The organism is Chloroflexus sp. (genome assembly GCF_034431535.1).
Taxonomy (GTDB): domain Bacteria; phylum Chloroflexota; class Chloroflexia; order Chloroflexales; family Chloroflexaceae; genus Chloroflexus.
In genome coordinates this window covers 1-23,404 of sequence record NZ_DAOUDC010000024.1, presented here as the reverse complement: position 1 = coordinate 23,404, position 23,404 = coordinate 1, and the positions used below count along the sequence as shown (strand labels likewise).

Annotated in this window: 24 protein-coding genes, 1 tRNA gene and 1 other RNA gene; 8 read left to right on the top strand and 18 right to left on the bottom strand. The window is 60.1% G+C overall.

Annotation, left to right across the window (positions count from 1 at the left end; genetic code table 11):
• Window positions 1–149: 149 nt before the first annotated feature.
• Complete coding sequence (locus tag U9R61_RS06215; RefSeq protein ID WP_322487948.1) at window positions 150–2,873, bottom strand: clostripain-related cysteine peptidase; 2,724 nt, start codon at window positions 2,871–2,873, stop codon at window positions 150–152.
• A 25-nt stretch (window positions 2,874–2,898) separates the two neighbouring features.
• Here U9R61_RS06215 and gatA point away from each other — a divergent pair, with 25 nt between their 5' ends.
• The 3 genes from gatA to U9R61_RS06200 all read left to right on the top strand — a co-directional run bounded on the left by gatA (window position 2,899) and on the right by U9R61_RS06200 (window position 5,287).
• On the top strand, window positions 2,899–4,359 hold the full coding sequence (gene gatA, locus U9R61_RS06210; RefSeq protein ID WP_322487947.1) for an Asp-tRNA(Asn)/Glu-tRNA(Gln) amidotransferase subunit GatA: 1,461 nt from the start codon (window positions 2,899–2,901) through the stop codon (window positions 4,357–4,359).
• Window positions 4,360–4,462: 103 nt separating this feature from the next.
• Entirely contained in the window at window positions 4,463–4,708 is a 246-nt protein-coding gene (gene rpsR / locus U9R61_RS06205; RefSeq protein WP_066787774.1) for a 30S ribosomal protein S18, read from the top strand.
• A 96-nt stretch (window positions 4,709–4,804) separates the two neighbouring features.
• Window positions 4,805–5,287 carry a transcriptional repressor gene (locus U9R61_RS06200; protein ID WP_322487946.1) on the top strand — a complete coding sequence of 161 codons (483 nt, stop codon included), beginning with the start codon at window positions 4,805–4,807 and terminating at the stop codon, window positions 5,285–5,287.
• Between the two features lie 7 nt (window positions 5,288–5,294).
• On the opposite strand, the gene U9R61_RS06195 is transcribed toward U9R61_RS06200, so the two are convergent.
• The 8 genes from U9R61_RS06195 to ettA form a co-directional block, all read right to left on the bottom strand.
• Window positions 5,295–5,846 (bottom strand): hypothetical protein, encoded by a 552-nt coding sequence (locus tag U9R61_RS06195; RefSeq protein WP_322487945.1) that lies wholly within the window; start codon window positions 5,844–5,846, stop codon window positions 5,295–5,297.
• 10 nt (window positions 5,847–5,856) lie between these two features.
• Window positions 5,857–6,456 (bottom strand): GNAT family N-acetyltransferase, encoded by a 600-nt coding sequence (locus U9R61_RS06190; protein ID WP_322487944.1) that lies wholly within the window; start codon window positions 6,454–6,456, stop codon window positions 5,857–5,859.
• A 28-nt stretch (window positions 6,457–6,484) separates the two neighbouring features.
• Window positions 6,485–7,912: a serine/threonine protein kinase gene (locus U9R61_RS06185; protein ID WP_322487943.1), complete on the bottom strand. Its 1,428-nt coding sequence runs from the start codon at window positions 7,910–7,912 to the stop codon at window positions 6,485–6,487.
• 135 nt (window positions 7,913–8,047) lie between these two features.
• Window positions 8,048–9,397 carry an acetyl ornithine aminotransferase family protein gene (locus U9R61_RS06180; protein ID WP_322487942.1) on the bottom strand — a complete coding sequence of 450 codons (1,350 nt, stop codon included), beginning with the start codon at window positions 9,395–9,397 and terminating at the stop codon, window positions 8,048–8,050.
• Between the two features lie 353 nt (window positions 9,398–9,750).
• Complete coding sequence (locus tag U9R61_RS06175) at window positions 9,751–10,125, bottom strand: PPC domain-containing protein (protein WP_322487941.1); 375 nt, start codon at window positions 10,123–10,125, stop codon at window positions 9,751–9,753.
• A 23-nt stretch (window positions 10,126–10,148) separates the two neighbouring features.
• Window positions 10,149–10,298 (bottom strand): hypothetical protein, encoded by a 150-nt coding sequence (locus tag U9R61_RS06170; protein ID WP_322487940.1) that lies wholly within the window; start codon window positions 10,296–10,298, stop codon window positions 10,149–10,151.
• A gap of 28 nt (window positions 10,299–10,326) precedes the next feature.
• A complete protein-coding gene (locus U9R61_RS06165; RefSeq protein WP_322487939.1) occupies window positions 10,327–10,887 on the bottom strand; it encodes a hypothetical protein in 561 nt (186 codons plus the stop codon).
• A 189-nt stretch (window positions 10,888–11,076) separates the two neighbouring features.
• The gene (gene ettA / locus U9R61_RS06160; protein ID WP_322487938.1) at window positions 11,077–12,753 is read right to left on the bottom strand and encodes an energy-dependent translational throttle protein EttA; all 1,677 of its coding nucleotides are present in this window, start codon (window positions 12,751–12,753) and stop codon (window positions 11,077–11,079) included.
• A gap of 115 nt (window positions 12,754–12,868) precedes the next feature.
• Between ettA and U9R61_RS06155 the strand changes: the two genes are divergently transcribed.
• The 4 genes from U9R61_RS06155 to cdd all read left to right on the top strand — a co-directional run bounded on the left by U9R61_RS06155 (window position 12,869) and on the right by cdd (window position 15,862).
• Window positions 12,869–12,942: transfer RNA gene (locus U9R61_RS06155), tRNA-Gln, on the top strand.
• Between the two features lie 150 nt (window positions 12,943–13,092).
• A complete protein-coding gene (locus tag U9R61_RS06150; protein WP_322487937.1) occupies window positions 13,093–14,031 on the top strand; it encodes a ribose-phosphate pyrophosphokinase in 939 nt (312 codons plus the stop codon).
• A gap of 87 nt (window positions 14,032–14,118) precedes the next feature.
• Window positions 14,119–15,471 (top strand): hemolysin family protein, encoded by a 1,353-nt coding sequence (locus U9R61_RS06145; protein ID WP_322487936.1) that lies wholly within the window; start codon window positions 14,119–14,121, stop codon window positions 15,469–15,471.
• Window positions 15,452–15,862: a cytidine deaminase gene (gene cdd, locus U9R61_RS06140; protein WP_322487935.1), complete on the top strand. Its 411-nt coding sequence runs from the start codon at window positions 15,452–15,454 to the stop codon at window positions 15,860–15,862. Before U9R61_RS06145 ends, cdd begins: the two co-directional genes overlap by 20 nt.
• A 106-nt stretch (window positions 15,863–15,968) precedes the next feature.
• Here cdd and U9R61_RS06135 read toward each other — a convergent pair whose 3' ends face one another.
• The gene (locus tag U9R61_RS06135; protein ID WP_322487934.1) at window positions 15,969–16,616 is read right to left on the bottom strand and encodes a hypothetical protein; all 648 of its coding nucleotides are present in this window, start codon (window positions 16,614–16,616) and stop codon (window positions 15,969–15,971) included.
• A gap of 90 nt (window positions 16,617–16,706) precedes the next feature.
• Between U9R61_RS06135 and ffs the strand changes: the two genes are divergently transcribed.
• Window positions 16,707–16,805, top strand: an RNA gene (ffs, locus tag U9R61_RS06130) — signal recognition particle sRNA small type.
• A 58-nt stretch (window positions 16,806–16,863) separates the two neighbouring features.
• Here ffs and U9R61_RS06125 read toward each other — a convergent pair.
• From U9R61_RS06125 to U9R61_RS06090, 8 genes are all read right to left on the bottom strand, one after another.
• A complete protein-coding gene (locus U9R61_RS06125) occupies window positions 16,864–19,821 on the bottom strand; it encodes a hypothetical protein (RefSeq protein ID WP_322487933.1) in 2,958 nt (985 codons plus the stop codon).
• Between the two features lie 86 nt (window positions 19,822–19,907).
• Window positions 19,908–20,306 (bottom strand): 50S ribosomal protein L7/L12, encoded by a 399-nt coding sequence (gene rplL, locus U9R61_RS06120; protein ID WP_322487932.1) that lies wholly within the window; start codon window positions 20,304–20,306, stop codon window positions 19,908–19,910.
• A gap of 78 nt (window positions 20,307–20,384) precedes the next feature.
• Window positions 20,385–20,927 carry a 50S ribosomal protein L10 gene (gene rplJ, locus U9R61_RS06115; RefSeq protein WP_322487931.1) on the bottom strand — a complete coding sequence of 181 codons (543 nt, stop codon included), beginning with the start codon at window positions 20,925–20,927 and terminating at the stop codon, window positions 20,385–20,387.
• 223 nt (window positions 20,928–21,150) lie between these two features.
• Window positions 21,151–21,864, bottom strand: a complete 714-nt coding sequence (gene rplA, locus U9R61_RS06110) for a 50S ribosomal protein L1 (protein ID WP_322487930.1) — start codon at window positions 21,862–21,864, stop codon at window positions 21,151–21,153.
• Between the two features lie 57 nt (window positions 21,865–21,921).
• Entirely contained in the window at window positions 21,922–22,347 is a 426-nt protein-coding gene (rplK, locus tag U9R61_RS06105; protein ID WP_322487929.1) for a 50S ribosomal protein L11, read from the bottom strand.
• Window positions 22,348–22,430: 83 nt separating this feature from the next.
• On the bottom strand, window positions 22,431–22,988 hold the full coding sequence (nusG, locus tag U9R61_RS06100; RefSeq protein WP_066787822.1) for a transcription termination/antitermination protein NusG: 558 nt from the start codon (window positions 22,986–22,988) through the stop codon (window positions 22,431–22,433).
• A gap of 24 nt (window positions 22,989–23,012) precedes the next feature.
• Window positions 23,013–23,240, bottom strand: coding sequence for a preprotein translocase subunit SecE (secE, locus tag U9R61_RS06095; protein WP_066787824.1), 228 nt, complete (start codon window positions 23,238–23,240; stop codon window positions 23,013–23,015).
• A 72-nt stretch (window positions 23,241–23,312) separates the two neighbouring features.
• Window positions 23,313–23,404 (bottom strand): hypothetical protein (locus tag U9R61_RS06090; RefSeq protein WP_322487988.1); only part of this gene is annotated, 92 nt, incomplete at its 5' end.

The window sequence follows — 23,404 nt, the reverse complement described above, 5'->3', positions numbered from 1 at the left end:
CCCCACGAGCACGGAAACCATCCCTCACCATTCGCTCCCGCCCAAACGGGAGATTGCTTCGGGGGCTGCGCCCTCTCGCAATGACAACAGGTCACAACCGCGCAACGAGCAGCGGTTGACCACGGCAGGCATACGCCGTACCCAACCAATCACCGGATCACAATCGGCAAGTACCAATCGTATGCAATCGGGAGCCCGGCAATCAATGGCAACCCCGTGCCACCGGCAGGCGCAGCCGTCACGCCTCCCACCCCCACTGGCCGATCACTAGTGAGATAACGGCGCAGAAAACTGCTCCATGCATCGGTTTGACCGCGGTAGAGCAAGCGTTCAACGTAGAGCGGCTGCGTCCCAAACAGCGAGTGGTGGGGGAAGAACTCGGCTAGACCGCCGCCGGGAGGCAACGTAGGCACACCGGGGACACCAGGAGTTTGCCGGCGAGCATTGATCACGATGGGCGCTGAACCGCCAAGCGCGGTAGCAAGAGCGGTTGTTCTCTCGCGCACCGGAGCTAATTCGCTGGCTTGCAAAGCGGGAGCAGTGGCCAAGGCTTCTGTGAAATCACCGAGATCAAGGAAGGCATCTTCCGGCACAGGATAACGGTCACCGATCGGATCGCGCATCATATCGGCCAAGCCATTGCCCGACGAGTCATAGACGGTGCTGGCCGCACGCACATCACCCAACGCTTGTTGGATGACGGTACCACGTTCATTCAACACCCGCGCTAGCTCGACAGCCAATGCATCACGCGCCGTTTGCACGGCACTGGCGCGCGCAAGATCGAACGCGGCCAGCGCATACTCGCGCAATACGCCATCGGCACGCGCCGCCGCCGCATACAGCACCGGCAAATCACTCGCCACCGCACGCGGATCATTGCCGCCGGTCGCGACCAGCCGGTTCAACACCTGCCTCAACCATGCCATGCGCCAGATCTGGCCGGGTGGCGCAACCAGATAATCGGCGGCAGGAGCCAAAGCCGACGCTGTGGTAAGATTGGCCGTCAACGGCGCCTGCATCAGCACGAGATTGATCCGTTTGCCGCTCGCATTGGTAGCAGCAGTAAGCGCCATCTCCAGATCGGTGATGCTCATCGGCGGTTGGTTGGCCGTCGCCTCATCGCTCCCAAACCCCAGCGCCGGATGGGCCGGCCCCACCAACACCAGCATCGTACGGCTGGCCGGGAATTGGCGCAAGCCATATTCGACGAACCCGCGCAACGTCGCCGGGTCGGCGCTATTTGGTTCGAGTTGCTGCCTGCAATCTACGGCACTCCCGCGCAGAGCGCAGATCTCGCCGCCAGTGTTGCCGTATCCATCGTAGAAGGTCACGATCGAGATATTCGGATAAGATGCCGCCAACGATCGCAGCCGCTCCAGCTCGAACGCTGGCTGCGCAACTATGCTCATCCGCGCTGGATCACCCAGCGCGTTATCGGCGGCCACATACATCAGCACCGTCCAATTGGCCGAGGCGGCCCCAGCCGGCAATCCTTCATCGCTGGCCGATTGGAAAGGTACCGTGCGTGGCGCCGTCAAGAAGGTAATCGTCTGCTCGGCAAAGCTATAGCCATAGGCTGGATGAGCAACAGTACCGCGCGGATCGCGGACGATGGCGTACCAGCGGTATGGATAACCATAGCGGAGCCGGAATGTGGAAAAACTGGCTGGAACAAGGTCAAAGAATGGCTCATCAGCAGTCAAAACCGAGCTGCACAATTGGGGCGGCAAATCAGTTTCAGGCACGATCAGCGCCGGATCGTAGAGACAAATCTGGTACGTTTCGCCCTCGATCCCGCGTGGCTCGATCTGGAGCCGCACCGGTGCATCAGGAGCCAATACCACGGTGGCATTGGGCGGAGGATTGACTAAACGCACAGTGCTCAACTCAAGATCGAGATTAGTTACCTCTTGCCCAGCGGTAAGGGTGGTGATCACCGGCCCGGCCAGCATACCAAGCCGTTGCTCGTCACGAGTAGGCGCGAGCGGCTGATTAGCAAACCAGACTTGATAGGCAGCTCCGGCGGGCAATGGCGGCACACTGAATTGATAGCGAAAGCCATCTTCCGCTGGCGTGACGTGAGCCGTTGCTACCACCTGTCGCCCGCGGCTATCGTAACGCACTAGCAACACCTGCGCATCACCCAGCGCGGGGACTGTGCGATTGCGCTGCGTCACCCGCCCGCTGAGCGTCGCGACGGTGCGCGTACACACCTGAGCTTCAATGTCATCGAAGGAGATGCCGATCGCCGGGCCACCATTCACGCCGCGCAGGGTCATCACGAATTGCGCCGAACCGCGTTCAACAAGGGGCGTAATATTAGTAGCAGCCCAAGTAAAGCTACGCCAGTTGCCGTCCGCCCTCCCGCTCAGCGGCAGATCGACGGCGAAGATCCGACCTGATGGCGTCGGGTCATCGGGCAGGTTCAGCGACAGCGTTACTGTATCGTTCGGCCCCAATGCGCCGGGTGGTATCCGGTACCGCAGCGAACCAATGATCTGCTCGGCAGCCGCCGGTACGGTGAAGGTCTGACCGAAGGCATCGACATCAACACTGCCATCGTTATCGCCATCATCATCTTCGGTCAGAAAGATAGCCTGCGGCGGTGAAAAGACCCGTACACTTTCGGAGGTAAAATTTACCTGCTCGCGCACCGTACGCCACGGCGATGCCGACGGCGCAAGGCTGATCGCCGGATCAGCCAGCGCATCGATGCAGATCAAATTGGTTAGCTCAGGCGGTGGATCATGGGCCGCCTCGATCTGCGGCGGAACGAGACCAATGAGCAACCCAACACAGAGCAACAGTGCGATCAGGCGCTGCCCCATCGCCAAACGCTGCGCTGAAGTCTGGTACAATAAAGTCACCATGCGCCACAACTCCGCTGGAGGCGATATGACCGAAGTCTCTCATCTTACCGTGAGCGCCGCTCAAGCTGCGTTGGCAGCCGGCGAAATGACGGCGGTAGAACTCACTGAAGCCTATCTTGCGCGGATCAACGCCACCGAACCAATGATTCGCGCCTTTCTGCATCTCACTCCCGACGCCGCCCTCGCCGCAGCGCGCACTGCCGACGAACGGCGCCGGCAAGGTCAGTCGCTCGGACCGCTTGACGGCATCCCAATCGGGATCAAAGACGTTATCTGCACCGACGGCGTACCGACAACTGCCGGCTCGCGCATCTTGGCCGGCTTTCGCCCGCCCTACAACGCCACCGTCATCGAGCGGCTGCTTGCCGGCGGCGCGGTGCTGATCGGCAAACTCAACTGCGACGAGTTTGCCATGGGTTCCAGCACCGAAAACAGCGCCTACCAGATCACCACCAACCCGTGGGACACCAGCCGGGTGCCGGGTGGCAGCAGCGGCGGCAGCGCGGCGGCAGTCGCCGCTGGTCAAGTACCGGCTACCCTCGGCACCGACACCGGCGGCTCGATCAGGCAACCGGCTGCATTATGCGGCATCAGCGGCCTCAAACCAACCTATGGCCGGGTCAGCCGGTATGGCCTGATCGCCTACGGCTCGTCGCTCGATCAGATCGGACCAATGGCGTGGACAGTCGCTGATCTAGCTCTGATCATGAACGTCATTGCCGGCCACGATCCGCGTGACGGCACCAGCGCGCCTATTCCTATACCCGACTATACGGCAGCCTTAACTGGTGATCTGCGCGGGTTGCGGATCGGGATTCCCCACGAATACTTCGTGGAGGGTATGGAGCCGGGTGTCGAAGCCGCCACCCGCGCGGCTATCGAGGCGCTGCGCGAACAGGGTGCAACGTTGGTCGAGGTGTCGCTGCCGCACACCAAATATGCTTTGCCTACATACTACATCATCGCTCCCGCCGAGGCTAGTGCTAATTTGGCCCGATTCGACGGCGTGCGTTACGGCTTCCGCGCCGAGGGTGAAACAATGTGGGAGCAGATCGAGCAGACGCGCGGGCAAGGGTTTGGCCCCGAAGTGCGCCGGCGGATCATGCTCGGCACCTATGCGCTCTCAGCCGGTTACTACGATGCCTATTACCGGCGCGCGCAACAGGTGCGCACCTTGATCAAGCGCGACTTCGAGCAGGTGTTCGCGGAGGTTGATCTGCTGGCCACGCCGACTTCGCCAACCGTTGCCTTCCCAATCGGCCAAAAGATCAACGATCCGCTGACAATGTATCTCAGTGACGTTTGCACCTTGCCGATCAATCTGGCCGGCGTGCCGGCGCTCGTCGTACCCTGCGGCTTTAGCGAAGGACTGCCGGTCGGGTTGCAATTGATCGGGCGGCCATTCGACGAAGCCACGTTATTGCGGGTTGGCGATGCGTATCAACGCATTACCGATTGGCATACGCGCCGGCCAGCGTTGGCCTGAGCCCATACATTGCACCACACACCCGCAGATTGTGGTATACTAAGAGGCGGTTTATCAAAACTCGACCGGTCAGTATTGGATCATTCAAGGAGAGATATCATCAATGAGCCGTTCGCGAGGGGTTGGGCGGCCACGAGCGCGCCGCCGCGAGTGTGAGTTTACCAAGTTGGGGATTGTACCCGACTACAAAGATGTCAAACGTCTGCAGAAGTATCTGACTGCGCAGGGCAAGATCCTGCCGCGGCGTCGCACTGGCGTGTCGGCCAAGATGCAGCGCCGGTTGGCAGTGGCCATCAAACGCGCGCGCCATCTGGCGCTGTTGCCGGCAGCGCCGGCGCACACACGCTAAACGATTGTTGCCAGAAACGGTACAGATGACGTGCGAGGGTTGCGACAGCTTATACGCTGCGCTACCCTCGCACGTTGACTACACGGGAAGTAGCTTATGGCAGCATCCATATCTTCATCGCTGCAATCACCAATCGACACCAAAGCTTGGTTAAGCGGCGTGCGCGCCGCATGGCAACGCAGCGGCCTGCGCATCACCGGCCCCCGCCTCCGCGTGATCGAGACGATCGTATCATACCGATCGCCGTTCAGCGTCGAGCAGCTCTACGCCGATCTCTGCACGCACAACGAAGCGCCGGGACGGGCCACCGTCTATCGCACGATCGAGCAACTACACGCGAGCGGTTGGCTCGCCCGCATCCATGGCTCGGTCGGTGAAGAAGGGTACGTGCCATGCCATCCCGGCCATCTTCACCATCTGGTTTGCACCCAATGCGGGGCAGTGATCAGTTTTGAAGGCTGTGATCTGGAACAGATGCTAGCCCGTGTCGCCAAAGAGACCGGGTTTAGCGTCGAGGGGCATTTACTGCAATTGTTTGGCCGCTGCGCCCAATGCCAAGCAAAAGCTTCGTCGTCGTAGCGTACCGTTACAACGGTAACGCCACCCCAAACTCGCTCAAGCGAGGGCGAACAATCTCAAGCGCTCCCATGGTCTTGAGGCGCGCCTCAAGGTATGTTACGTCAAGCTGACAGCGCCGGATGATCCCGGCCACATCATTGATATCGTACTTCCCTTGTTCCGGCCCGCGCTGCAACAGCAGTTTGTGGGCCACAATATCTTCCGGTGCAGCGACATAGACTTGCGCGCCGAGTAATGGCATCCGGCGACGGTGGCGCTGCATTGGCTCGTCGAGCCAGAAGGGATGGCTGGTAGCGCCACGACGCACCGTCAAATCTTCAAATAACTTGATCCCGCGCCAGATCACCCGCGAACCATCAGATTGCACCGCTTTATGCGATTGTTGCAGTAAGTGGATGATCTGCGGCAACGCACCCCGCTGCACCAGAATATCGACATCATTGAGCGGGCGCCGATCACCATACAGATGCGCAGCCGCCCCGCCAATCACGGCCCATGCCATCTGATCGCCGTCGAGTAGGCGTTGGACGATAGCAAGATTTCCGGCGATAAGTGACATTGTTTTCTCCCTATATCAACGAGCCACCTGCGGCTAGCCACGCCTCGCGCGTCAGTTCCATCTCGTAAAATTCGACCTGCGCATCAAACCGGTTGCGCCGAAAATGGGGACGCAGATGTTGGTACTGTTGATCATCCAACAAGCGGAGCACCGGTTCATTACCAATGCGCCGCCATTCGCTGCCTACGCCGACAAAGCCGAGCCGCTGATAGCAACGCACCGCGCGCAGGTTAAAAGCAGCGACATCGAGCACCATGCGCTGGTAACCGAGCGAGCCGAAATAATAGGCGAGAAAGAGGCGTAACGCCTCGCCGCCTAACCCCTGCCCTACATACGGCTGGGCCAACGAAATTCCTAACCGAGCCGACTGCCACTGCCGGTCGATCTCGCGCAACGAGATGCGCCCGATGAGTTGACCTGACCGCAGATCAATCGCCCACGCCTCAGTCATGCCCATCCAATGACTATCATCTTGACCGGGTTGGTATGGGCGCGGAATATTCCACAGCGAGCTGAACGGTTCGCTATAGCGCGGCCAGCGCTCTTGCATCAGCGTATCGGCTCGCCGCCATGGCCGGATGCGAACCCGCTCGCCGAGCAATTCGCGCATTTCCGCTTCCTCTGCCACCATCTCTCTCCTACGGTTGCGGACGTAAATAGTTGAGCGACATCCAGCCCTCGATGATCTGGCCATTGAGCTCAACCTGCACTTTGAGCCACGGGATATTATCGGCCATCACCGGTCCTTCCAGTTTGCGCACCACAGCCCCATTAGGCACAACGGTGATAATGTTGTCAGGTTGGGCGTTTGGCGCTGACCGGAGATTCAACCCTTCGGCAATATTGACCACATAGAGTTCAGGAGCAGCATTGCCCGGCCAGCTCAGATCGGGCAACGACCACGTCGGCAGATCGGGCAGGCGCGGCACTTCGCCCCAATTAAACCGCCCAATCGTCCACGTCACGGCCCAAAACGAACCTCCGGCCACCATGAGCAAGAGCGCGACCATGACCACCCACCCCATCACGCTCCGACTTACGTTATAGCGACGAAACTGGTCGATGTCAAAGGAATTGGTCAGCGCGCGGCTCACCCGGCTGCGGAGATCGTCTGGCCGGGTTGGCGCCGGACGGGCAGGAGGGGTTGCCGGCGGCGTTACCGGCTGGCGCTGGGCTGCGCCACCAGCGAGAGGACGGGCCGGAGCTGCCGGTTCCATCACTAACCGGCGGGTCTGCACGGTCAGCTCGCGCCAGAGATCGTTAATCGCCAAGGCAAATGTTTGCGCATCGAGAAAACGCTGGGCCGGATCGCGAGCGGTCGCCTGCGCGATCAGCCGTTCTACCGATGGCAGGTACATCGTCGGTCGAGCGCGGGCGAGTGACGGCACCGATTGGGTAAGATGGGCGAGCGCGGTGGCCTGCGCATCGTCGCCGTGAATTGGGCGTTGGCCGGTGATCAGCTCAAAGAGCAAAATGCCTAAAGCATATACCGCGCTGGAAAGCTGCGGCGGCTGGCCGGCGCTGAGTTCGGGCGCGCGATAGTGCGCCAGATCGGCTGGGATCAGCGCCGGCGCAAAGAACCAGCCATCCACTAACTTGACCTGCCCATCGCCAATTAACAAGAGGTTGGCGCTGCTGATCGGCGGATGGGCAAGGCCGAGTGGCAATTCAGCCGAACGGTGGCGTTGGCAGAGCGCGATCGCCTCGGCCACTTGCCGCACAATCAAGAGCGCCTGCGCCACGCTCAACGCGCCGATGCCAAACAAAGGCCGGCCCTCCACCGCTTCGGTGATTACAAAGGGCCGGTCGCTACTCTCACCGCTATCAAACACCTCAAGCAACACCGGATGCGAACGGCGCGCACTCTGGGACGCCTCAGCAATGAATTGCGCCCGTTTGCGCGGATTATCGCGCAATTCCTTGCGCAACAGATGGATCAAGACCGTCCGTTGCAGACGTAAGTCGGTCGCCTTGTAGACAACAGCCAACCGTGACTCACCAAGCGCTTCGTGAACACGATACCGGCCAAAGAGGACTGGTTCCTTTGTCGCTTCAGGAGCGGTCATACGATTGATCCATCAAAACGGCGTACCCGCAATATACCCGCAATCATCACTGCCTGATGGCAGTTGCGCCAGCCAAATGATGCCCTTACCAGTATACTGCTAAGACGCCAACTATGCATCATCGGCGGCGCTATCTTAGCCGGCAACGCATGCTTCAATCGCCAACGCAAACCGGGCCACCGCCTCATCGGCCTGCGCCATGGTGAGCGTCAGCGGCGGACAGAACCGGATGGTCGAAGCGCCACAGGTTAACACCAGCAACCCCTTGCGGAAGCTCTCCTCCATGACGGCATCGGCCAGCGCGCCGGCAGGGTTGCCTTGGTCATCAACAAACTCGACCCCGATCATCAATCCGCGCCCGCGCACTGCGCCAATCTGCGGGAAGCGCTGCTGCAACGTCTGCAATTGTTCGAGCAGATACGCCCCAACCGTCACCGCGTTCGCCATCAGCTCCTCTTCGACCATACAGAGCAATTCATACGCCACTGCACAGGTGAGGCCATTGCCGCCGTAGGTGTTGCCGTGCGAACCGGGCTGCCACTGGCGAGCCAATTCGGCGCGCGCGATCATGGCCCCCAGCGGCAAGCCGCCGCCCAACCCTTTGGCTGAGGCTACAATATCAGGCACCATGCCCTCGTGCTCGAAGGCCCACATCTTACCGGTGCGGCCAACGCCGCTCTGCACTTCATCCACAATCAGCAGAATGCCGTAGCGATCGCAGATCGAGCGCAAGCGAGCCAATGCGCCGGGGGGAGGTACGACATAACCGCCTTCGCCTTGAATCGGCTCGATAATAATCGCGGCCACCTCTTCCGGCGGCGTAGTGGTCTTGAAGAGCGTGCGCTCAATCAGATCGAGACACGCGATCTTGCACGACGGAAACTGGAGGTTAATCGGACAACGATAACAATTCGGGTAATAGGTATGACTAACGCCGGGCAACAGCGGGAAAAAGCCGTGGCGCTGGCGCGGCTTCGAGGCCGTCAGCGAGAGGCTGCCGTAGCTGCGCCCGTGAAATGCGCCGTAGAAAGCGATAATATTCTGGCGACCGGTGGCGTAGCGGGCCAATTTAATGCTCGCCTCGACCGCTTCGGTACCGCTATTGGTGAAAAAGACCTGCCAACCCTTGCCGCCGGGCATCAGCGAAACCAGCTTCTCGGCAGCCCGTACCATTGGCTCGTTGTAAAAATCGGTACCGGCCATGTGGGTAAACCGCTGCAACTGCTCTTGCGCTACCTTAATCAGGCGCGGGTGGCAATGACCGGCAGCCAGCACGGCAATTCCCGCGTTCATATCGAGGAACCGGTTCCCATCAACATCCCACACTTCACAACCCTGCGCATGATCGATGGTGAGCGGATACACACGCCCCAACGGCGCAATCACTTCGCGATCGCGGGCCACCAACGCCTGCGCGCGCGGGCCGGGCACCGGTTCGGGCATATACTCAGCAGGCATCCTTGCCGTGTCGGTATGAGCAGTCATGACGCGCTCCTTTGCAGATCGTGACGATAGTTGCAGGCAGAATATTGTAGCCGACATGCGCTCAGGGCGTCAAGACAGGTGCATAGCGAGGGCGCGAAGGGCAAGCTTCTGTCAGTGTGAGAGGGCGCGTAGCGCCCCTCCTGTCATTGCGAGGGAGTGGTGGCGACCAATGCAGCGGGCGCCACCCGACCGGAGCAATCTCCCTCTTTAGCGCAACCCATGCCTGATCGCATTGCATGCCGTGCTCGCAGGAGATGGCTTTGCCGCGCGTGGCCAGAGCGACGCTCTGCCCCTACGCGCGGCTCGCAATGACAGAAGGGGGAGCGCATCGGGCAACGCATTACGCCAACCGGCTACCGCACGCTGACCCGCACCTGATAGGTTGCACCAAACATGGCAACGCCAATATTCGTAATCCGCACGTAATAGGTCGCACTGCGCGACGGGCGGAACTCGATTCGCGATACGAAACCATCGCTATCGTCGTTCACGGCGAGCGACTGGCCCTGCGCATCAAACAGTTCGATAACCGTATCTACGTCGGCAGCAAGGTCAAACGTTTCACTACTATAGGTCTGGCCCGCCTGCAAATCGAGCTTCAACCAATCTTCATCGCTACGACCGATGAAATTGTGTTGTTGGGTGGCGCCGGCCTCAATCGGACGCGCACTCTGGAGGTCGTTATCCGGCTCGTAGGGGTCGGGCTGCGGCAGAGGCGTCGTTTCCATTGACAATTGATAGCTCGCACCGCCTAATGCATCTCATACGCAGTCACTTGGAGATAGAGGATCGCATCGGCGCTTGCCAGATAGAGAATCTGACGGCCATTGTCAGTTTGCACGAAATTAGCGTCTACAATAGCCTCGCGTTCACTGTCAAGCAGATCGAGTGATAGCCACACTGCATAGCGAATACGTTGCTACGAATTGCTACGCCTTGCCGGCCTGTACTTGCACCTGCACCAGATGAACGTCAGATGAATCTTGAATCGTGCGTAGTTGCGCCTCGCCCTCAACAAGCAAACCGGCATTCGCTGGCTGATCGTCGGGTTCAAAGGCATCACGAGCAATCAGCGGCACCTCTTCGACCTCCACGCTGTAGCGCGTATCATTGCTGCGGAAGTAGAATGGGCGAATGACGATACACCTCGTCGCGTCGATGTCCTCATCAAACGCGCCTTCGTCGCCAGTACAGTTGAAGATAGCTAATGAGGTATCGAGGCCTTCGGAAAGATCAGCGGTAAACAGTTCATAAGCTTGGCCGGTCTGCAAGTTGATGCGGAACCATGCAATACCGGTCTGATCGAATTGAACGGTTTGCGCCGAATCGACATCAAGCAATGGCGCTGCCAACACCCGTTCGGGGTCAAAGCCATAGAAGCTTGGCATTATTGGCGGTGGCGTCGGCTGCGGAGATGGCGTCACCACCGGCGTCGGGCGCGGCGTGCGGGTCAGTGTAGCGGTAGGAGTAGGCGGTGCGGCACAGGGCAAGGGGCAACGTGCAACCGGCGAGCAGTACCGCGAGCAGGAACGTAACGAGAGAACGCATCGCGCACCCCCTTCCCCCTAGCAGGTTTCCTCAGAGCGATTGTAGCACGCGCCCACGGGAAATACAGTGAAAAGACATTTACGTAGGGGCGCACTGCCGTGCGCCCCTACGACGGTGCGCCCCCGCCGCCATCACCGCGTCAATTTGCGGTAGACAATCCGGTGCGGATGATCGGCCTCGGCCCCTTTGCGGCGGCGATAATCGGCGGCGTATTCTGAGTAAGTGCCGGGGAACCACACGACTTGGCTATCGCCTTCAAAGGCGAGAATGTGGGTAGCAACGCGATCGAGGAACCAGCGGTCGTGCGAGATGATCAACGCGCAGCCAGCAAAGTTCTCTAACCCTTCTTCCAATGCGCGCAGGGTATGCACATCGAGATCGTTGGTCGGCTCGTCGAGCAGCAAGACGTTCGCCCCCGACTTGAGGATACGGGCAAGGTGAACCCGGTTGCGTTCGCCACCCGAAAGGCTGCCTACTAGCTTCTGCTGGTCGCTGCCGCTGAAGTTGAAGCGGGCGCAGTAGGCGCGCGAGTTGACTTGCCGCCCACCCAGCACGATCTGGTCGTTCCCTTCGGTGATCGCTTCCCAGACCGTTTGCTTGGGATCGAGCACCTCGCGGCTCTGATCGACGTAGCCGAGCTTAACGGAAGCACCAACTTCGAGTGTACCGCTATCGGGTTGCTCTTGGCCGACAATCATGCGGAAGAGGGTTGTCTTGCCGGCACCATTGGGGCCGACAATGCCGACAATCGCTCCCGGCGGCACATCAAAGCTCAGATGTTCGTAGAGCAGTTTGTCGCCGTAAGCTTTGGTCACATTGGTGGCCCGGATAACCAGATCGCCGAGACGGGGGCCGGGCGGGATGTAGATTTCAAGCTCGCGGTCACGCTGGTCTTGGCTCTCGTTAAGCAGGCGTTCGTAGGCGGTGATACGCGCTTTCGATTTGGCATGGCGGCCCTTGGGGGCCATATTGATCCATTCCAACTCGCGCTGAAGGGCCTTTTGGCGCTGCGATTCGGCCTTCTCGGTTTCGGCCAGCTTCTGCCGCTTCTGCTCAAGCCAGCTCGAATAGTTGCCGCGCCACGGAATGCCCTGCCCGCGTTCGAGTTCGAGAATCCAGCCGGCGACATTGTTGAGAAAGTGACGATCGTGGGTCACGGCGATCACAGTGCCCTTGTACTCTTGCAGATGCCGTTCCAGCCACGCCACCGATTCGGCGTCCAGATGGTTGGTCGGCTCATCGAGCAGCAGAATATCAGGCTGCTGCAACAGTAACCGGCAGAGCGCCACCCGGCGGCGTTCGCCGCCCGACAACACCGCTACCGGCGTATCCCCCGGCGGGCAGCGCAGCGCGTCCATCGCCAGTTCCAGCCGGCTATCGAGATTCCAGCCGTCAACGTGATCGATCGTGTCTTGCAGTTCGGCCTGCTCGGCGATCAGCGCATCGTAGTCGGCATCAGGGTTGTTAAACTGCTCGGTGATCTCGTCGTAGCGGCGCAGCAGGGCCACCGTCTCAGCCATGCCCTCTTCGACCACCTCGCGCACCGTCTTGACATTGTCGAGGTGCGGCTCTTGTTCGAGCCAGCCAACCGTATAGCCGGGAGCGCGGGTAATCTCACCGTTGTAATCTTGGTCGAGACCAGCCATAATCCGCAAGAGTGAACTCTTGCCCGAACCATTGGCGCCGATTACGCCGATCTTGGCCCCGTAGAAAAACGAGAGACTGATATCTTTCAGGATGTCGCGATTGGGGGGCACCACCTTGCCCACCCGGTACATCGAGAAGATAATCTTTTGGGTATCGGTCATGCGAACACTCCTTGGGTTGGGTTATACCGCTCTTAGTGTAGCATAGAGCGGCCAACCAAATACAGCGCGCGATTGACAACACAATTGCAAGCTTATGGTATAATACTCAGCGTGATGCCGGGTGGTGTAATGGTAGCACAGCGGACTTTGGATCCGTTAGTCTAGGTTCGAGTCCTAGCCCGGCAGCCACGGCAACAACCGTGCCACAGGCAATGAAACGACTGAACCCACACAATCTGCTCTCGGCGATGGTGGTCAGGATTTCTGGCTCGGCCAATTGATACGTGCGCAGTGAGCATGCTCGCTGCGCGTTTCTATTCACGAAAGAACGACTGCATCATGGATGGTCGCCTGCTCATTTTCACCGGCAACGCCAACCCGGCGTTAGCGCAAGAGATTGCCCGCAACCTGCGCATCAATCTGGGGCGGGCGCTGGTCGGCACTTTCAAGAACGGCGAGACGCGGGTCAAGATCCACGACAATGTGCGCGGCTGCGATGTGTTTGTGATCCAGCCCACCTGCACGCCGGTGGATCACCATCTGATGGAACTGTTGATTATGATCGACGCTTTCCGGCGCGCATCAGCAGCGCGGGTGACGGCGGTCATTCCTTACTACGGCTATGCCAAGCAAGAAAAGAAGACATCGGGTCGCGAGCCGATTACGGCGAAGCTAGTCGCCAACTTGATCCGCACTGCCGGCGCCGACCGGGTGCTGACGATGGATCTCCACGCGCCAGCGATCGAAGGCTTCTTCGACATTCCGGTCGATCACTTGCAGGCGTCGCCGCTCTTGGCCGACTATATCCGCGAGCTGAACCTGCCCAATCCGGTTGTGGTTTCACCCGATGCCGGCGGTGTGGGGCGGGCCAACCGCTTCCGCGAACGGATCGGGGCCGGGTTGGCGATTATCGCCAAACAGCGGCTCGAACCCGACACCGCCGAAGTGATCGAGATGGTCGGTGAAGTCGAAGGCAAGACGGCCATCATCGTCGATGATATGATCTCGACCGGCGGCACGCTGATCGAAGCGGCCCAGACCCTGCTGGCCCGCGGCGCGCGCGCCGTCTACGCCTGCGCGACGCACGGCATCTTTGCCGATGATGCGCTGAAACTGATCGCTCAATCTGACCTGATCGAGACGATTGTCACCAACACCATTCCCCAACCGTCTGAGGCAACTGCCGCGCGGGTGCGCACGATCAGCGTCGCGCCGCTGTTTGCCGAAGCAATTATGCGGATCCACAAAGATCTGTCGCTTAGCGCACTGTTTTCGTAACCACGCGGCAGTGATGCGCCCGAAGGCAACGGAGCGTTCGGGCGCACCCGCAGAGCGATGCGCGCCACTCTGTTCCGCGGAAAGGAGATGATTCGCTTGGAGGACCCCGGCCCTAGTTCGCTGATGATCGGCATTGGCCTGTGCCTCATGTTCCTCGGCATTACCTCGGCAGCCGATACGGTCTTGATGACGGTGAGCCGCCCGCGCCTGAGCGCCCTGCTCGCCACGGCTGGCCTTGGCTCGCGCCGCTTCACGGCCCATTTCCTCGATGAACCATACCGGATCAAGTCGGCCATTATCTTTCTGAATACCGTCTTGACCATCACCGTGACCGCGCTGACCATCCAACTCACTGCACCATATGGCGCCAACGCAATGATCGGCGGTCTGGCCACCCTACTATTTGCGATTCTGTTGCTCAGCGAAGTGGTAGCCAAGGCGCTCGCGCGCCGCAACCCCGACACCACCGTGTTGGTGCTGGCCCGCCCGCTGGTGATCGTCGCCACGATCTTGTGGCCGTTAATGGCCGTGATCAACGCCATTACCCGCCCCATTTTCACCCTCTTGAGCGGCAAACCGGCCCCGCTAACGCCGTTGGTGACGGAAGAAGAGCTGCGCCTGATGATGAGCGCCGGTGAAGAGGCAGGTTGGATCGAGCACGAAGAGCGCGAGATGATCGAGGGCGTGATGGATTTTGGCGACACGCTGGTGCGCGAGATTATGATCCCGCGGGTTGATGTGGCTGCGCTCGAAGTCAATAGCTCACTTGATCGCGCGCTCGATATGGCGATCACTCGCGGCCACTCACGCATTCCGGTCTACGAAGAGACGATCGACAATGTGGTCGGCATTCTGTACGCCAAAGACCTCATCCCCGTCTTGCGCGACGGCAAGCGCGATACACCGCTGCGCGACCTGCTGCGCCCGGCTTATTTTGTGCCGGTGACGATGAAGGTCAAGGCGCTCTTGGAAGATTTGCAGCGCCGGCGCGTTCACATGGCGATTGTGGTTGATGAATACGGCGGCACCGCCGGCATTGTCACTCTAGAGGATTTGATCGAGCAGATCGTGGGCGAAATCCGCGACGAGTACGACACCGAAGAGCCGGCAATTGTGGAAGTGGGGCCACGCGAGTTTATCGTCGATGCCCGCGTGCCGATTGATGATGTGGCCGAACTGCTGGAAGTGGAATTCCCGGAAACGACTGCTGACCGGATTGGCGGCTTGGTGTACGAGCAGTTGGGGCGGATTCCGCGAGTGGGTGATGAAGTGACGTGCGGTGATGTCACGATCACGGTGCTCTCATTGAAAGGCATCCGCGCTGAACGGTTGCACATTGTGCGGCAAACGCCGGAAGAGGTAGAGGCGGCAGCGCCGGCGGAGGCCGAGAAGCCTATATTGCCGCTGACCAAAGAAGCGCATGGATCAAGCAGTCCTTAATCGACTCGTGGCCGCAGCGTTGGCGGCCCAAAGCCGCGCCTACGCGCCCTATTCGCAGTTTGCCGTTGGCGCAGCCGTACTCACAGCGGATGGGCAAATCTTTAGCGGCGCGAACATTGAGAATGCCTCGTACCCGCTAACCATCTGCGCAGAGCGGGTGGCGCTATTCAGCGCGCATATGGCCGCCGCCGGGCCGGTGACGGCGCTAGCGGTGGTGACACCGACCGCCACCGTCGCCAGCCCGTGCGGCGCGTGCCGGCAGGTCATCTTTGAGTTAGCGTCGCACGCGCAGATCATTCTGCTCAACGCTGATGCGAGCGAACGCCGGATCACCACTCCGGCTGAGTTGTTGCCCTACGGCTTTGGCCCTGAACAACTGCACGGGGAGTGAGCACAGGTTACAGAGATGGATGACGGCAGCTATACTGCCGTCATCCATCGCGTGACACTGCCTTTGGCCGCGAACGTTATCCCGATGAACACGTCGCGGTTGGGTGTTATTGCGGCTTGCTGCTATCCGGCGGGGTCGTCGGCATCGGCAACAGCGGCGCGACCGGCTCGACCAGCCGGTCGACAATCGCGCTGAGCCGGGTGAACTGCGGCCCCAGTTCGGTCTCGGCAAGCGGGATATTCACCGGCACATCAAGTTCAACCGGGATCGATGTCACCAGCTTGACATTCATATTCAAATCGACCGGCAACTCAAGCCCGGTGGGCAACACGATCGCCACGCTGGCATTGAGATTGCCGCCGCCGCCGGGAAACGCAATCTGGGCCGGCGCCTGCAACGAAACCGGCTCGGTCAACTTCACCACATTGCGCTCGGTCATAATTGTTGCGCCATTGATCGGCACATCCAGCTCGATCGGCAAGCGCGTGCTCAGCGGCACGGTGTAGACGATCGTCGCTGATTCAAGATGGTTCACGACATCTTGCAGCTCAGCCAGATTATTGGCGGCGAAGGCCGGCAAATTCTCGGCCAATTGCGCCACTTGACGCTGGTTCATCACCAAAATCCCAATCACAATCCCCAGCACCACCAGCAGCACCGCGTTCATGATGAACGATGTCCAGATCAGCGCTTTGTAGAGGGGGGCAATGCGCGCGTAACGCTTGACGGGGCGAGGCGTGGTTTCGTTGCTCATGCGTCCTCCTACAACTACAGTTGTCTTGAATAATACCACGCCTGTTCGTAGATGCAAGAGTTGCGCAATCGCGATTTTGGGGTATAATGAGCAAGTGCCGCGAACGGCAGATACTTGCGGAACCCCGCCAGGACCGAGAGGTAGCAACGGTACGCGAGTTCCTCTGGGTGTTCGCGGCGCTTTGTTTTTGGCAGATGCGAAGCGGGTTGGGGAAACGCAGTTACCGGCTAGCTGAAAGCCGGGTACACTAAGCGCGATCATCAGCGACAATCGCCGCCGCCAGTTCAGCCAATAATGGCGTACCACCCATGCGCTGCAACATTGGCACAACGAAGCTCAGCGCATAAAACATTTCCTCGCGCCCAATAGCCGCCTTGCCCAGTGTGCTCGCCAGCCGGTGCAACGTCATCGGATCGGCCGGATCGAGCGCCGCCACGATCGCCAATTCAGCACGCACCCGTTCATTACGGCGGCAAATCCGCCGCGCAACAGCAGCAGCCGTTGTCACCTCGCCACGCTCTACGAGCGCAACAGCCAAGGCTGCGCGGTAACGATTGCGCGCTTCGCCAGCCAGCAATGCTTCAGCCAAACGGTCGGCCAAGCCGGTATCGGTGGCCGCCAACAACGGCGCAATCATAACCAACGCCCGCCCCCGTTCGGCAGCCACCTCGATTGCACGGATCATTGCGACGGCAACGAGCACATCACCGGCCCGCGCGCGCGCAATCGCCAGATCAGCACTAGTACGTGCCCGTTGGTCTTCAGCCACAATCGCCGCGGCTTGCGCACTCGCCGCCTCCCAATCACCGATAGCGGCCAAAGAGCGCGCAATTTCGTCGCGGGCCCAATCACGCTCATCATCATCGGTCATCGCGGCCAACACTTCTTGCGCGCCGGCGAAATCACCGGCCTGCGCACAGGCTACCGCAACCCGCGACAAGGCACGTTCCAATTCTTCGCCACTTAACTGATGCGCAATCGCCAGCGCCCGATCCTTGCGGCCAATGGCGGCGTGGGCCGAAGCCAAGGCCGCAAGCAAGATCGGCCGATCTTCGCCTTGCAAGGCATCAATTTCGCGTGTCGCACGCTCGGTGGCGAGATTAGCGACCAACCCTTGCAACAACAACCGCAACTCAAGCAGGGTTGTCACCCGTAACTCGCGGTTGCTAATCCGTTCAGCAGCAGCCAGCGCATCACCGTCTTTCTCGGCCAGCGCAAAGACCCGGGCAAGGCGGGCTAAGCCCCGATCACGCTGATGCGGGCTAGCCAAGGCCGCGATACGTTGTAACGCCGCCTCTTCGTTGCGCAACGCGAGGTCGCATGCCAACTCGATCTCGGCCCATGCCCGCGCCGTCTCCACCTTCAATTCTTCGAGCAGCATCTCACCCCGTGGATCGCCAATTCGGGCTAACGCAACCGCCACTTCCGCCTGCGCCCATGCGGCCCGGTTCTCGTGCAGAATTGCGCGCGACAGCCGCCATGCGTGATCATACTGGCCATCAGCCAATAACCGGCGCACGACCAGCGTCTCAACATGGGCACGCCGTTCGAGCAGATCGATCTGTTCAGCGCACGCCAAGGCACGCTCAACATCACCCGCCTCAAAGCACGCCGTCGCCAAGGCCTCGATCGCTTGATCGCGTGCATCGCGCCATGCCCGTGACACTGGTTGCGCCTCAAGATCAAGTGCGCGCGAGAGCAGTCGCATTGCGGCGCTGCGCATATTGACGCTATAGCACGCCTCACCGAGCTGGCGCAGCACAGCGGCTTTTGGCACACCATCGGGCAACTGCTCGACGATGGCCGTCACCCGGCGCAGGCTACCCTCACGACCACCGGTTTGAACCGCGGTGAGAAACGCCGCCGTCACCAATTCACCGCTCAGTTGGCGGGCACGGGTCGCGAGCGTACCGGTGATCGCCGCGGCGCGAGCTAAAGCTAACGGCGGGCCATGCGCGGCATCGTGCAGCATCCACCCGGCATCGCGCAACGCGCCGGCCAGTCCTTCGCGCAACTCGCGTTCGCGCAACCACGCGATTTGGTTGGCAGTGGGCAGATGAGCCGGTCGCTGAGCCGGCGGGCACAACGCGGTGTGGCGCGCCAATTGGCGCACAAGGTACCGGTTCACCGGATCGAGGGGATTGCGCCGCAAGTGTTCGGCGCACCACTGCGCCAATTCACCGTGAGCGGAATCTATCTCGCGGGGCACGTGGCGCGCCAGAAAGAGGCGCACGGCGCGATGAGCATAGCGCACCAGCAACAGTGAATCTTCATCGCTCAAGCGGCGAAGATTGATATGCACCAGTCCCTGCTCTTCCCACCGATCGAGCACCAAATGCGGATGCTCGGCGCTAATCTCGGCGAGCGCCGCTACTGGCACCGGTTCGCCGCTCGCAGCCAGCAATACCGCCAGCCGCCGTTCGGCTGGATTCAGCGCTCGCCACCAGTCCAGCAGCAAATAGTTTAAATCGGCAGGCAGATCGGCGCTCGTGAGTACACCGAGATGGAGCCAGCGTTCAGCCCAGCTCAAGTAGAGCAGATTCCCCTGCGCCGCGGCCAGCAACGGCGCGCGCCATGCCGGCGGACAATGACGCCGTTCGAGCAACGCCGTCTGAGTTTGGATCAACTCACTATCAGCAGCAGGCAAAACCAGACGCGCATCCGGTTCGACCGGCAATGAACCGTGCATCACCAGTGTCACACCGGCAGGGAGATCAAACGGCAATGGCAGGGGGAGCGAGCGTAACGGCTGCCGATCGCGGTCAGGAGCGCTGACCAGCAACACCAACGGCTGAGAAGGATCGGCTACCTCGGCCAACAGCCGTTCACACGCGGCCGGATCGGTCAGCGCCGCTGGGTCGATCAACGGAAGCAAGGGACGGCGCAAAGCAGCAATTTGGGCATAGAACGCCAGCGCACCACCGCCGTCATCATCATCGACTAGCCAGAGCGGCCAATCATTACGTACAGCCAACTGGCAGAGCAAAGTCGATGCGCCAGCACCGATCGGCGCATCGAGGACGACAATACCTTGCTGATCGCGCAGCGTGGCGACCACAGCATCAAGCAACGCCGGCCGGTCGATAGCCGAGCGCAAGCAAGCCTGCACCCGTTCTTGCTGGGCGCGCAACGCCGGCGCGACGGTGGCGTAAAGTTCGCTAAATTGCTCGACAGCGCGAAAGGCGCGCGGTACTATTGGCGTCATCGGGTATGTACTATACCACACCCTTGCTAAAACAGTGTACGGGCACAGCAATGCTGTGCCCGTACAAGCTGGCGAGACAAACCAAATTACTTAATCTCAACCACAGCGCCGACCTCGGTCAGCTTGGCCTTAGCCGCCTCAGCCTCTTCTTTGCTCACACCCTCGCGCACCGGCTTGGGCGCACCCTCAACCAGATCCTTCGCCTCCTTCAGGCCAAGGCTGGTCAGCTCACGCACCACCTTAATGACCTGAATCTTGTTGGGGCCGGCCTCCTTGAGGATGACATCAAACTCGGTCTTCTCCTCAACCGGAGCAGCAGCGGCAGCGCCATCACCGGCAGCAGCCACCGGCGCAGCAACACCCATCGCCATCACCGGCGCCGCTGCGGTCACGCCCCACTTCTCCTCCATCTTCTTCTTCAGCTCGACCAGCTCGAGGACATTCAGGCCCTCTATCATCTCGATAATCGAATCGATCTTCGACATGGTATGTATGCTCCTTTATGTGATACTAATAACCTAATTCCCGGCACCGGCACAATAGCGCTGTGCCGCTACTACGGATTACGAATTCTGCGGTTGCAATTGATCAATCCGGGCCTGCAAGACATACAGCACATTGGAGATCGCGGCGTTGAGCACGCCAACCACACCGGAAACCGGCGCTGCGATCCCGCCGACCACCTGCGCCAGCGCCTGCTCGCGCGACGGCAGTTTCGTCACCTGCTCAAGCGCATCGGCTGGCAGTAGCGTCTTGCCGAGTAACGCGCCACGGACGGTAAAGCTCTTGTTGCCCGACTTGAGATAATCGAGCAGCGCCTTGGCCACCTTGCCAACATCATCGTACGCCAAGGTCACCGCAGTGGGGCCGGAGAGCAACGAATCAAGCACCTCGCGACCGGTATGATTGGCGGCAATCTTGAGCAGCGTATTCTTTGCCACCACGACCTCGCCGCCGTGCTCGCGCAGCCTCCGGCGCAGTTCAGTCATATCAGCCACGCTCATGCCGCGACCGTCACCGCGATAGTCGGCCACCACAACCAACTGGGCGCGGCTCAGCTTCTCGGTCAGCTCATGCACTGTTTCAATTTTGCGCTGCGTTGGCATCTATCTCACCTCCTCTCTGTTGAAGTCACAATAAAAATGGTCGCTCGCGTCCTGAGACCGAGCGACCGAGATGAGCGCAGCCAAACACTGCGCACTATCGACAGAGCGAGCGCAAAGCTCACGGCTATCGCACCTCAGACGCTACCTCGGCCGGCGGCCCAACGGGCCATTAGGAGCGCATGCTCACCGGCTGTCTCAGGCAGCCACGAGATAGATTCACATATTACGGCTTAAAGGTCTGCGCCGCTGCCGGATCAACCGGCACACCGGGACCCATCGTGCTGGTCAGGGTCACGGTGCGAATATATGTTCCTTTCGCACCACTCGGCTTCGCCGCTTTGACTGCCTCCATCAAGGCGACAAAATTCTCGGCCAACTGCTGCGAAGTAAAACTCACCTTACCGATCGCCACGTGCAAAATGCCGGTTTTGTCATTGCGGAACTCAACACGGCCACCCTTCACTTCGCGGATGGTGCGCGCGAGGTCAGCAGCCGGCACAATCGTACCGCTCTTGGGGTTCGGCATCAGACCGCGGGGACCGAGCTTACGACCAATGCGACCAACCTTCCCCATCATATCGGGGGTTGCGATCGCTACATCGAAATCAAAGAAATTCTCGCGATCGATCTTGGCAATCAGATCATCGCTCCCGGCGTAATCAGCGCCGGCATCGAGCGCTGCCTGCACCGCCTCACCCTGCGCGAAGACAAGCACCCGCACCGTCTTACCAGTACCATGGGGCAGTGCAACCGTCGTGCGGATATTCTGATCGGCGTGACGCGGATCGATACCAAGGCGCAGGTGCGCCTCGACCGTCGCATCAAACTTGGCATACGATGTCTCTTTCACCAACGCCAGCGCCTCGGCTGGGGTATAGAGACGCGAGCGATCAATCTTCGCCAGCGCGGCGAGATACTTTTTTCCGTGCTTTGGCATGGTAACACTCCGGGTGGTGATGGCGGATCAATTGATCCTCCCACCAACTAACAACGCTTATTCAACGATCTTGATACCCATGCTGCGGGCAGTGCCGGCAATAATTCGTTCCGCCGCCTCGATATCATTCGCATTCATATCGGGCAGCTTCTGCTGGGCAATCTGGCGCAACTGGGCGCGAGTAATCGACCCCACCGTCGTGCGCTTCGGATTGCTCGCGCCTTTCTGAATGCCAGCAGCCTTGCGCAACAGGTCAGCAGCTGGCGGCGTCAACAGGCGAGCGACGAAGGAGCGATCGCTGTAGATCGAGATTTCGACCGGGACAATACTGCCGGCTTGGGGAGCCGACTTCTCATTGTACTCCTTCACGAACGCCATGATATTAATGCCGTATTGGCCGAGCGCCGGGCCAACGGGCGGCGCTGGCGTCGCCTTACCGGCCGGCAATTGCAGCTTGACAACTGCGACAAGTTTCTTAGCCACAACACTACTCCTTACATAGCGGGAAGCAGTGGAATACTTCCCTCCCTCGCGCAACCGGCGAGGTCACGGACAACGGAACAACCTTATTCAACCAACCGGGTCACTTGCAAGAAGTCAAGCTCCACCGGCGCTTCGCGACCAAAGAACGAGACCAGTACCCGCACACGGCCCCGCTCGTGGTCGATCGCATCGACGATACCCTCGAAATCGGTGAACGGGCCATCGATAATCTTGACGGCCTGCCCCTTCTGGTAGCTAACGCGCACCTTCGGCGCTTCACCCTCCATCTGGCGTAGGATGGCCTTTACCTCTTCATCCTCAAGCGGGGTCGGCTTATTCCCATGCCCGACAAAGCTCGTCACACCCGGCGTATTGCGCACCACATACCATGAGTCATCAGTCAGGCGCATCTGCACCAACACATAACCGGGATAGATCTTCTTGTTGACCGTGCGGCGCTGGCCATTCTTGATTTCAATCTCTTCTTCGGTCGGCACAATGACGCGAAAAATCTGGTCTTGCATCTCCATCGAAGCAATGCGATGCTCCAGATTTTGCTTCACTTTATTCTCATAGCCTGAGTACGTGTGAATCACGTACCAGCGCCGATCATCAGTCTCTTTCTCTTTTTCCTCAGACATGGGCAGCCCCCGTTCGCGAACAGCTTACTGGACGAGGCTCACGAGGCTCGTGTAGAGGAAGGTGAAGATCGAATCACCAATAAACAGCAGCAACCCGATCACCAACGACACCGCAATCACGAGCACCGTCAGGCGAATCGTCTCTTCGCGGCTTGGCCAAACGACTTGCCGTAACTCGCTGCGCGTCTCGCGAAACGTGCGCACGAGGATGTTTTCTTGAATGTCGCGCTCTGTATCTTTGGCCACGGCCATTGTATACCCTTCACTTTGAAGCTGCCGGCGGCGGCAAGGCCACCGGCAGCTCAGCGAATCCGGCCTTAGGCGTTAATCAAGGATCTTGGTCACGACGCCGGCGCCGACGGTGCGACCACCCTCACGGATGGCGAAGCGGAGACCCTCTTCGATTGCCACCGGCA

Excerpts from the sequence above, each read along its gene's own strand:
- U9R61_RS06215 (WP_322487948.1), bottom strand. The coding sequence starts at position 2,873 with ATGGTGACTTTATTGTACCAGACTTCAGCGCAGCGTTTGGCGATGGGG.
- gatA (WP_322487947.1), top strand. The coding sequence starts at position 2,899 with ATGACCGAAGTCTCTCATCTTACCGTGAGCGCCGCTCAAGCTGCGTTG.
- rpsR (WP_066787774.1), top strand. The coding sequence starts at position 4,463 with ATGAGCCGTTCGCGAGGGGTTGGGCGGCCACGAGCGCGCCGCCGCGAG.
- U9R61_RS06200 (WP_322487946.1), top strand. The coding sequence starts at position 4,805 with ATGGCAGCATCCATATCTTCATCGCTGCAATCACCAATCGACACCAAA.
- U9R61_RS06195 (WP_322487945.1), bottom strand. The coding sequence starts at position 5,846 with ATGTCACTTATCGCCGGAAATCTTGCTATCGTCCAACGCCTACTCGAC.
- U9R61_RS06190 (WP_322487944.1), bottom strand. The coding sequence starts at position 6,456 with ATGCGCGAATTGCTCGGCGAGCGGGTTCGCATCCGGCCATGGCGGCGA.
- U9R61_RS06185 (WP_322487943.1), bottom strand. The coding sequence starts at position 7,912 with ATGACCGCTCCTGAAGCGACAAAGGAACCAGTCCTCTTTGGCCGGTAT.
- U9R61_RS06180 (WP_322487942.1), bottom strand. The coding sequence starts at position 9,397 with ATGACTGCTCATACCGACACGGCAAGGATGCCTGCTGAGTATATGCCC.
- U9R61_RS06175 (WP_322487941.1), bottom strand. The coding sequence starts at position 10,125 with ATGGAAACGACGCCTCTGCCGCAGCCCGACCCCTACGAGCCGGATAAC.
- ettA (WP_322487938.1), bottom strand. The coding sequence starts at position 12,753 with ATGACCGATACCCAAAAGATTATCTTCTCGATGTACCGGGTGGGCAAG.
- U9R61_RS06150 (WP_322487937.1), top strand. The coding sequence starts at position 13,093 with ATGGATGGTCGCCTGCTCATTTTCACCGGCAACGCCAACCCGGCGTTA.
- U9R61_RS06145 (WP_322487936.1), top strand. The coding sequence starts at position 14,119 with ATGATTCGCTTGGAGGACCCCGGCCCTAGTTCGCTGATGATCGGCATT.
- cdd (WP_322487935.1), top strand. The coding sequence starts at position 15,452 with ATGGATCAAGCAGTCCTTAATCGACTCGTGGCCGCAGCGTTGGCGGCC.
- U9R61_RS06135 (WP_322487934.1), bottom strand. The coding sequence starts at position 16,616 with ATGAGCAACGAAACCACGCCTCGCCCCGTCAAGCGTTACGCGCGCATT.
- U9R61_RS06125 (WP_322487933.1), bottom strand. The coding sequence starts at position 19,821 with ATGACGCCAATAGTACCGCGCGCCTTTCGCGCTGTCGAGCAATTTAGC.
- rplL (WP_322487932.1), bottom strand. The coding sequence starts at position 20,306 with ATGTCGAAGATCGATTCGATTATCGAGATGATAGAGGGCCTGAATGTC.
- rplJ (WP_322487931.1), bottom strand. The coding sequence starts at position 20,927 with ATGCCAACGCAGCGCAAAATTGAAACAGTGCATGAGCTGACCGAGAAG.
- rplA (WP_322487930.1), bottom strand. The coding sequence starts at position 21,864 with ATGCCAAAGCACGGAAAAAAGTATCTCGCCGCGCTGGCGAAGATTGAT.
- nusG (WP_066787822.1), bottom strand. The coding sequence starts at position 22,988 with ATGTCTGAGGAAAAAGAGAAAGAGACTGATGATCGGCGCTGGTACGTG.
- secE (WP_066787824.1), bottom strand. The coding sequence starts at position 23,240 with ATGGCCGTGGCCAAAGATACAGAGCGCGACATTCAAGAAAACATCCTC.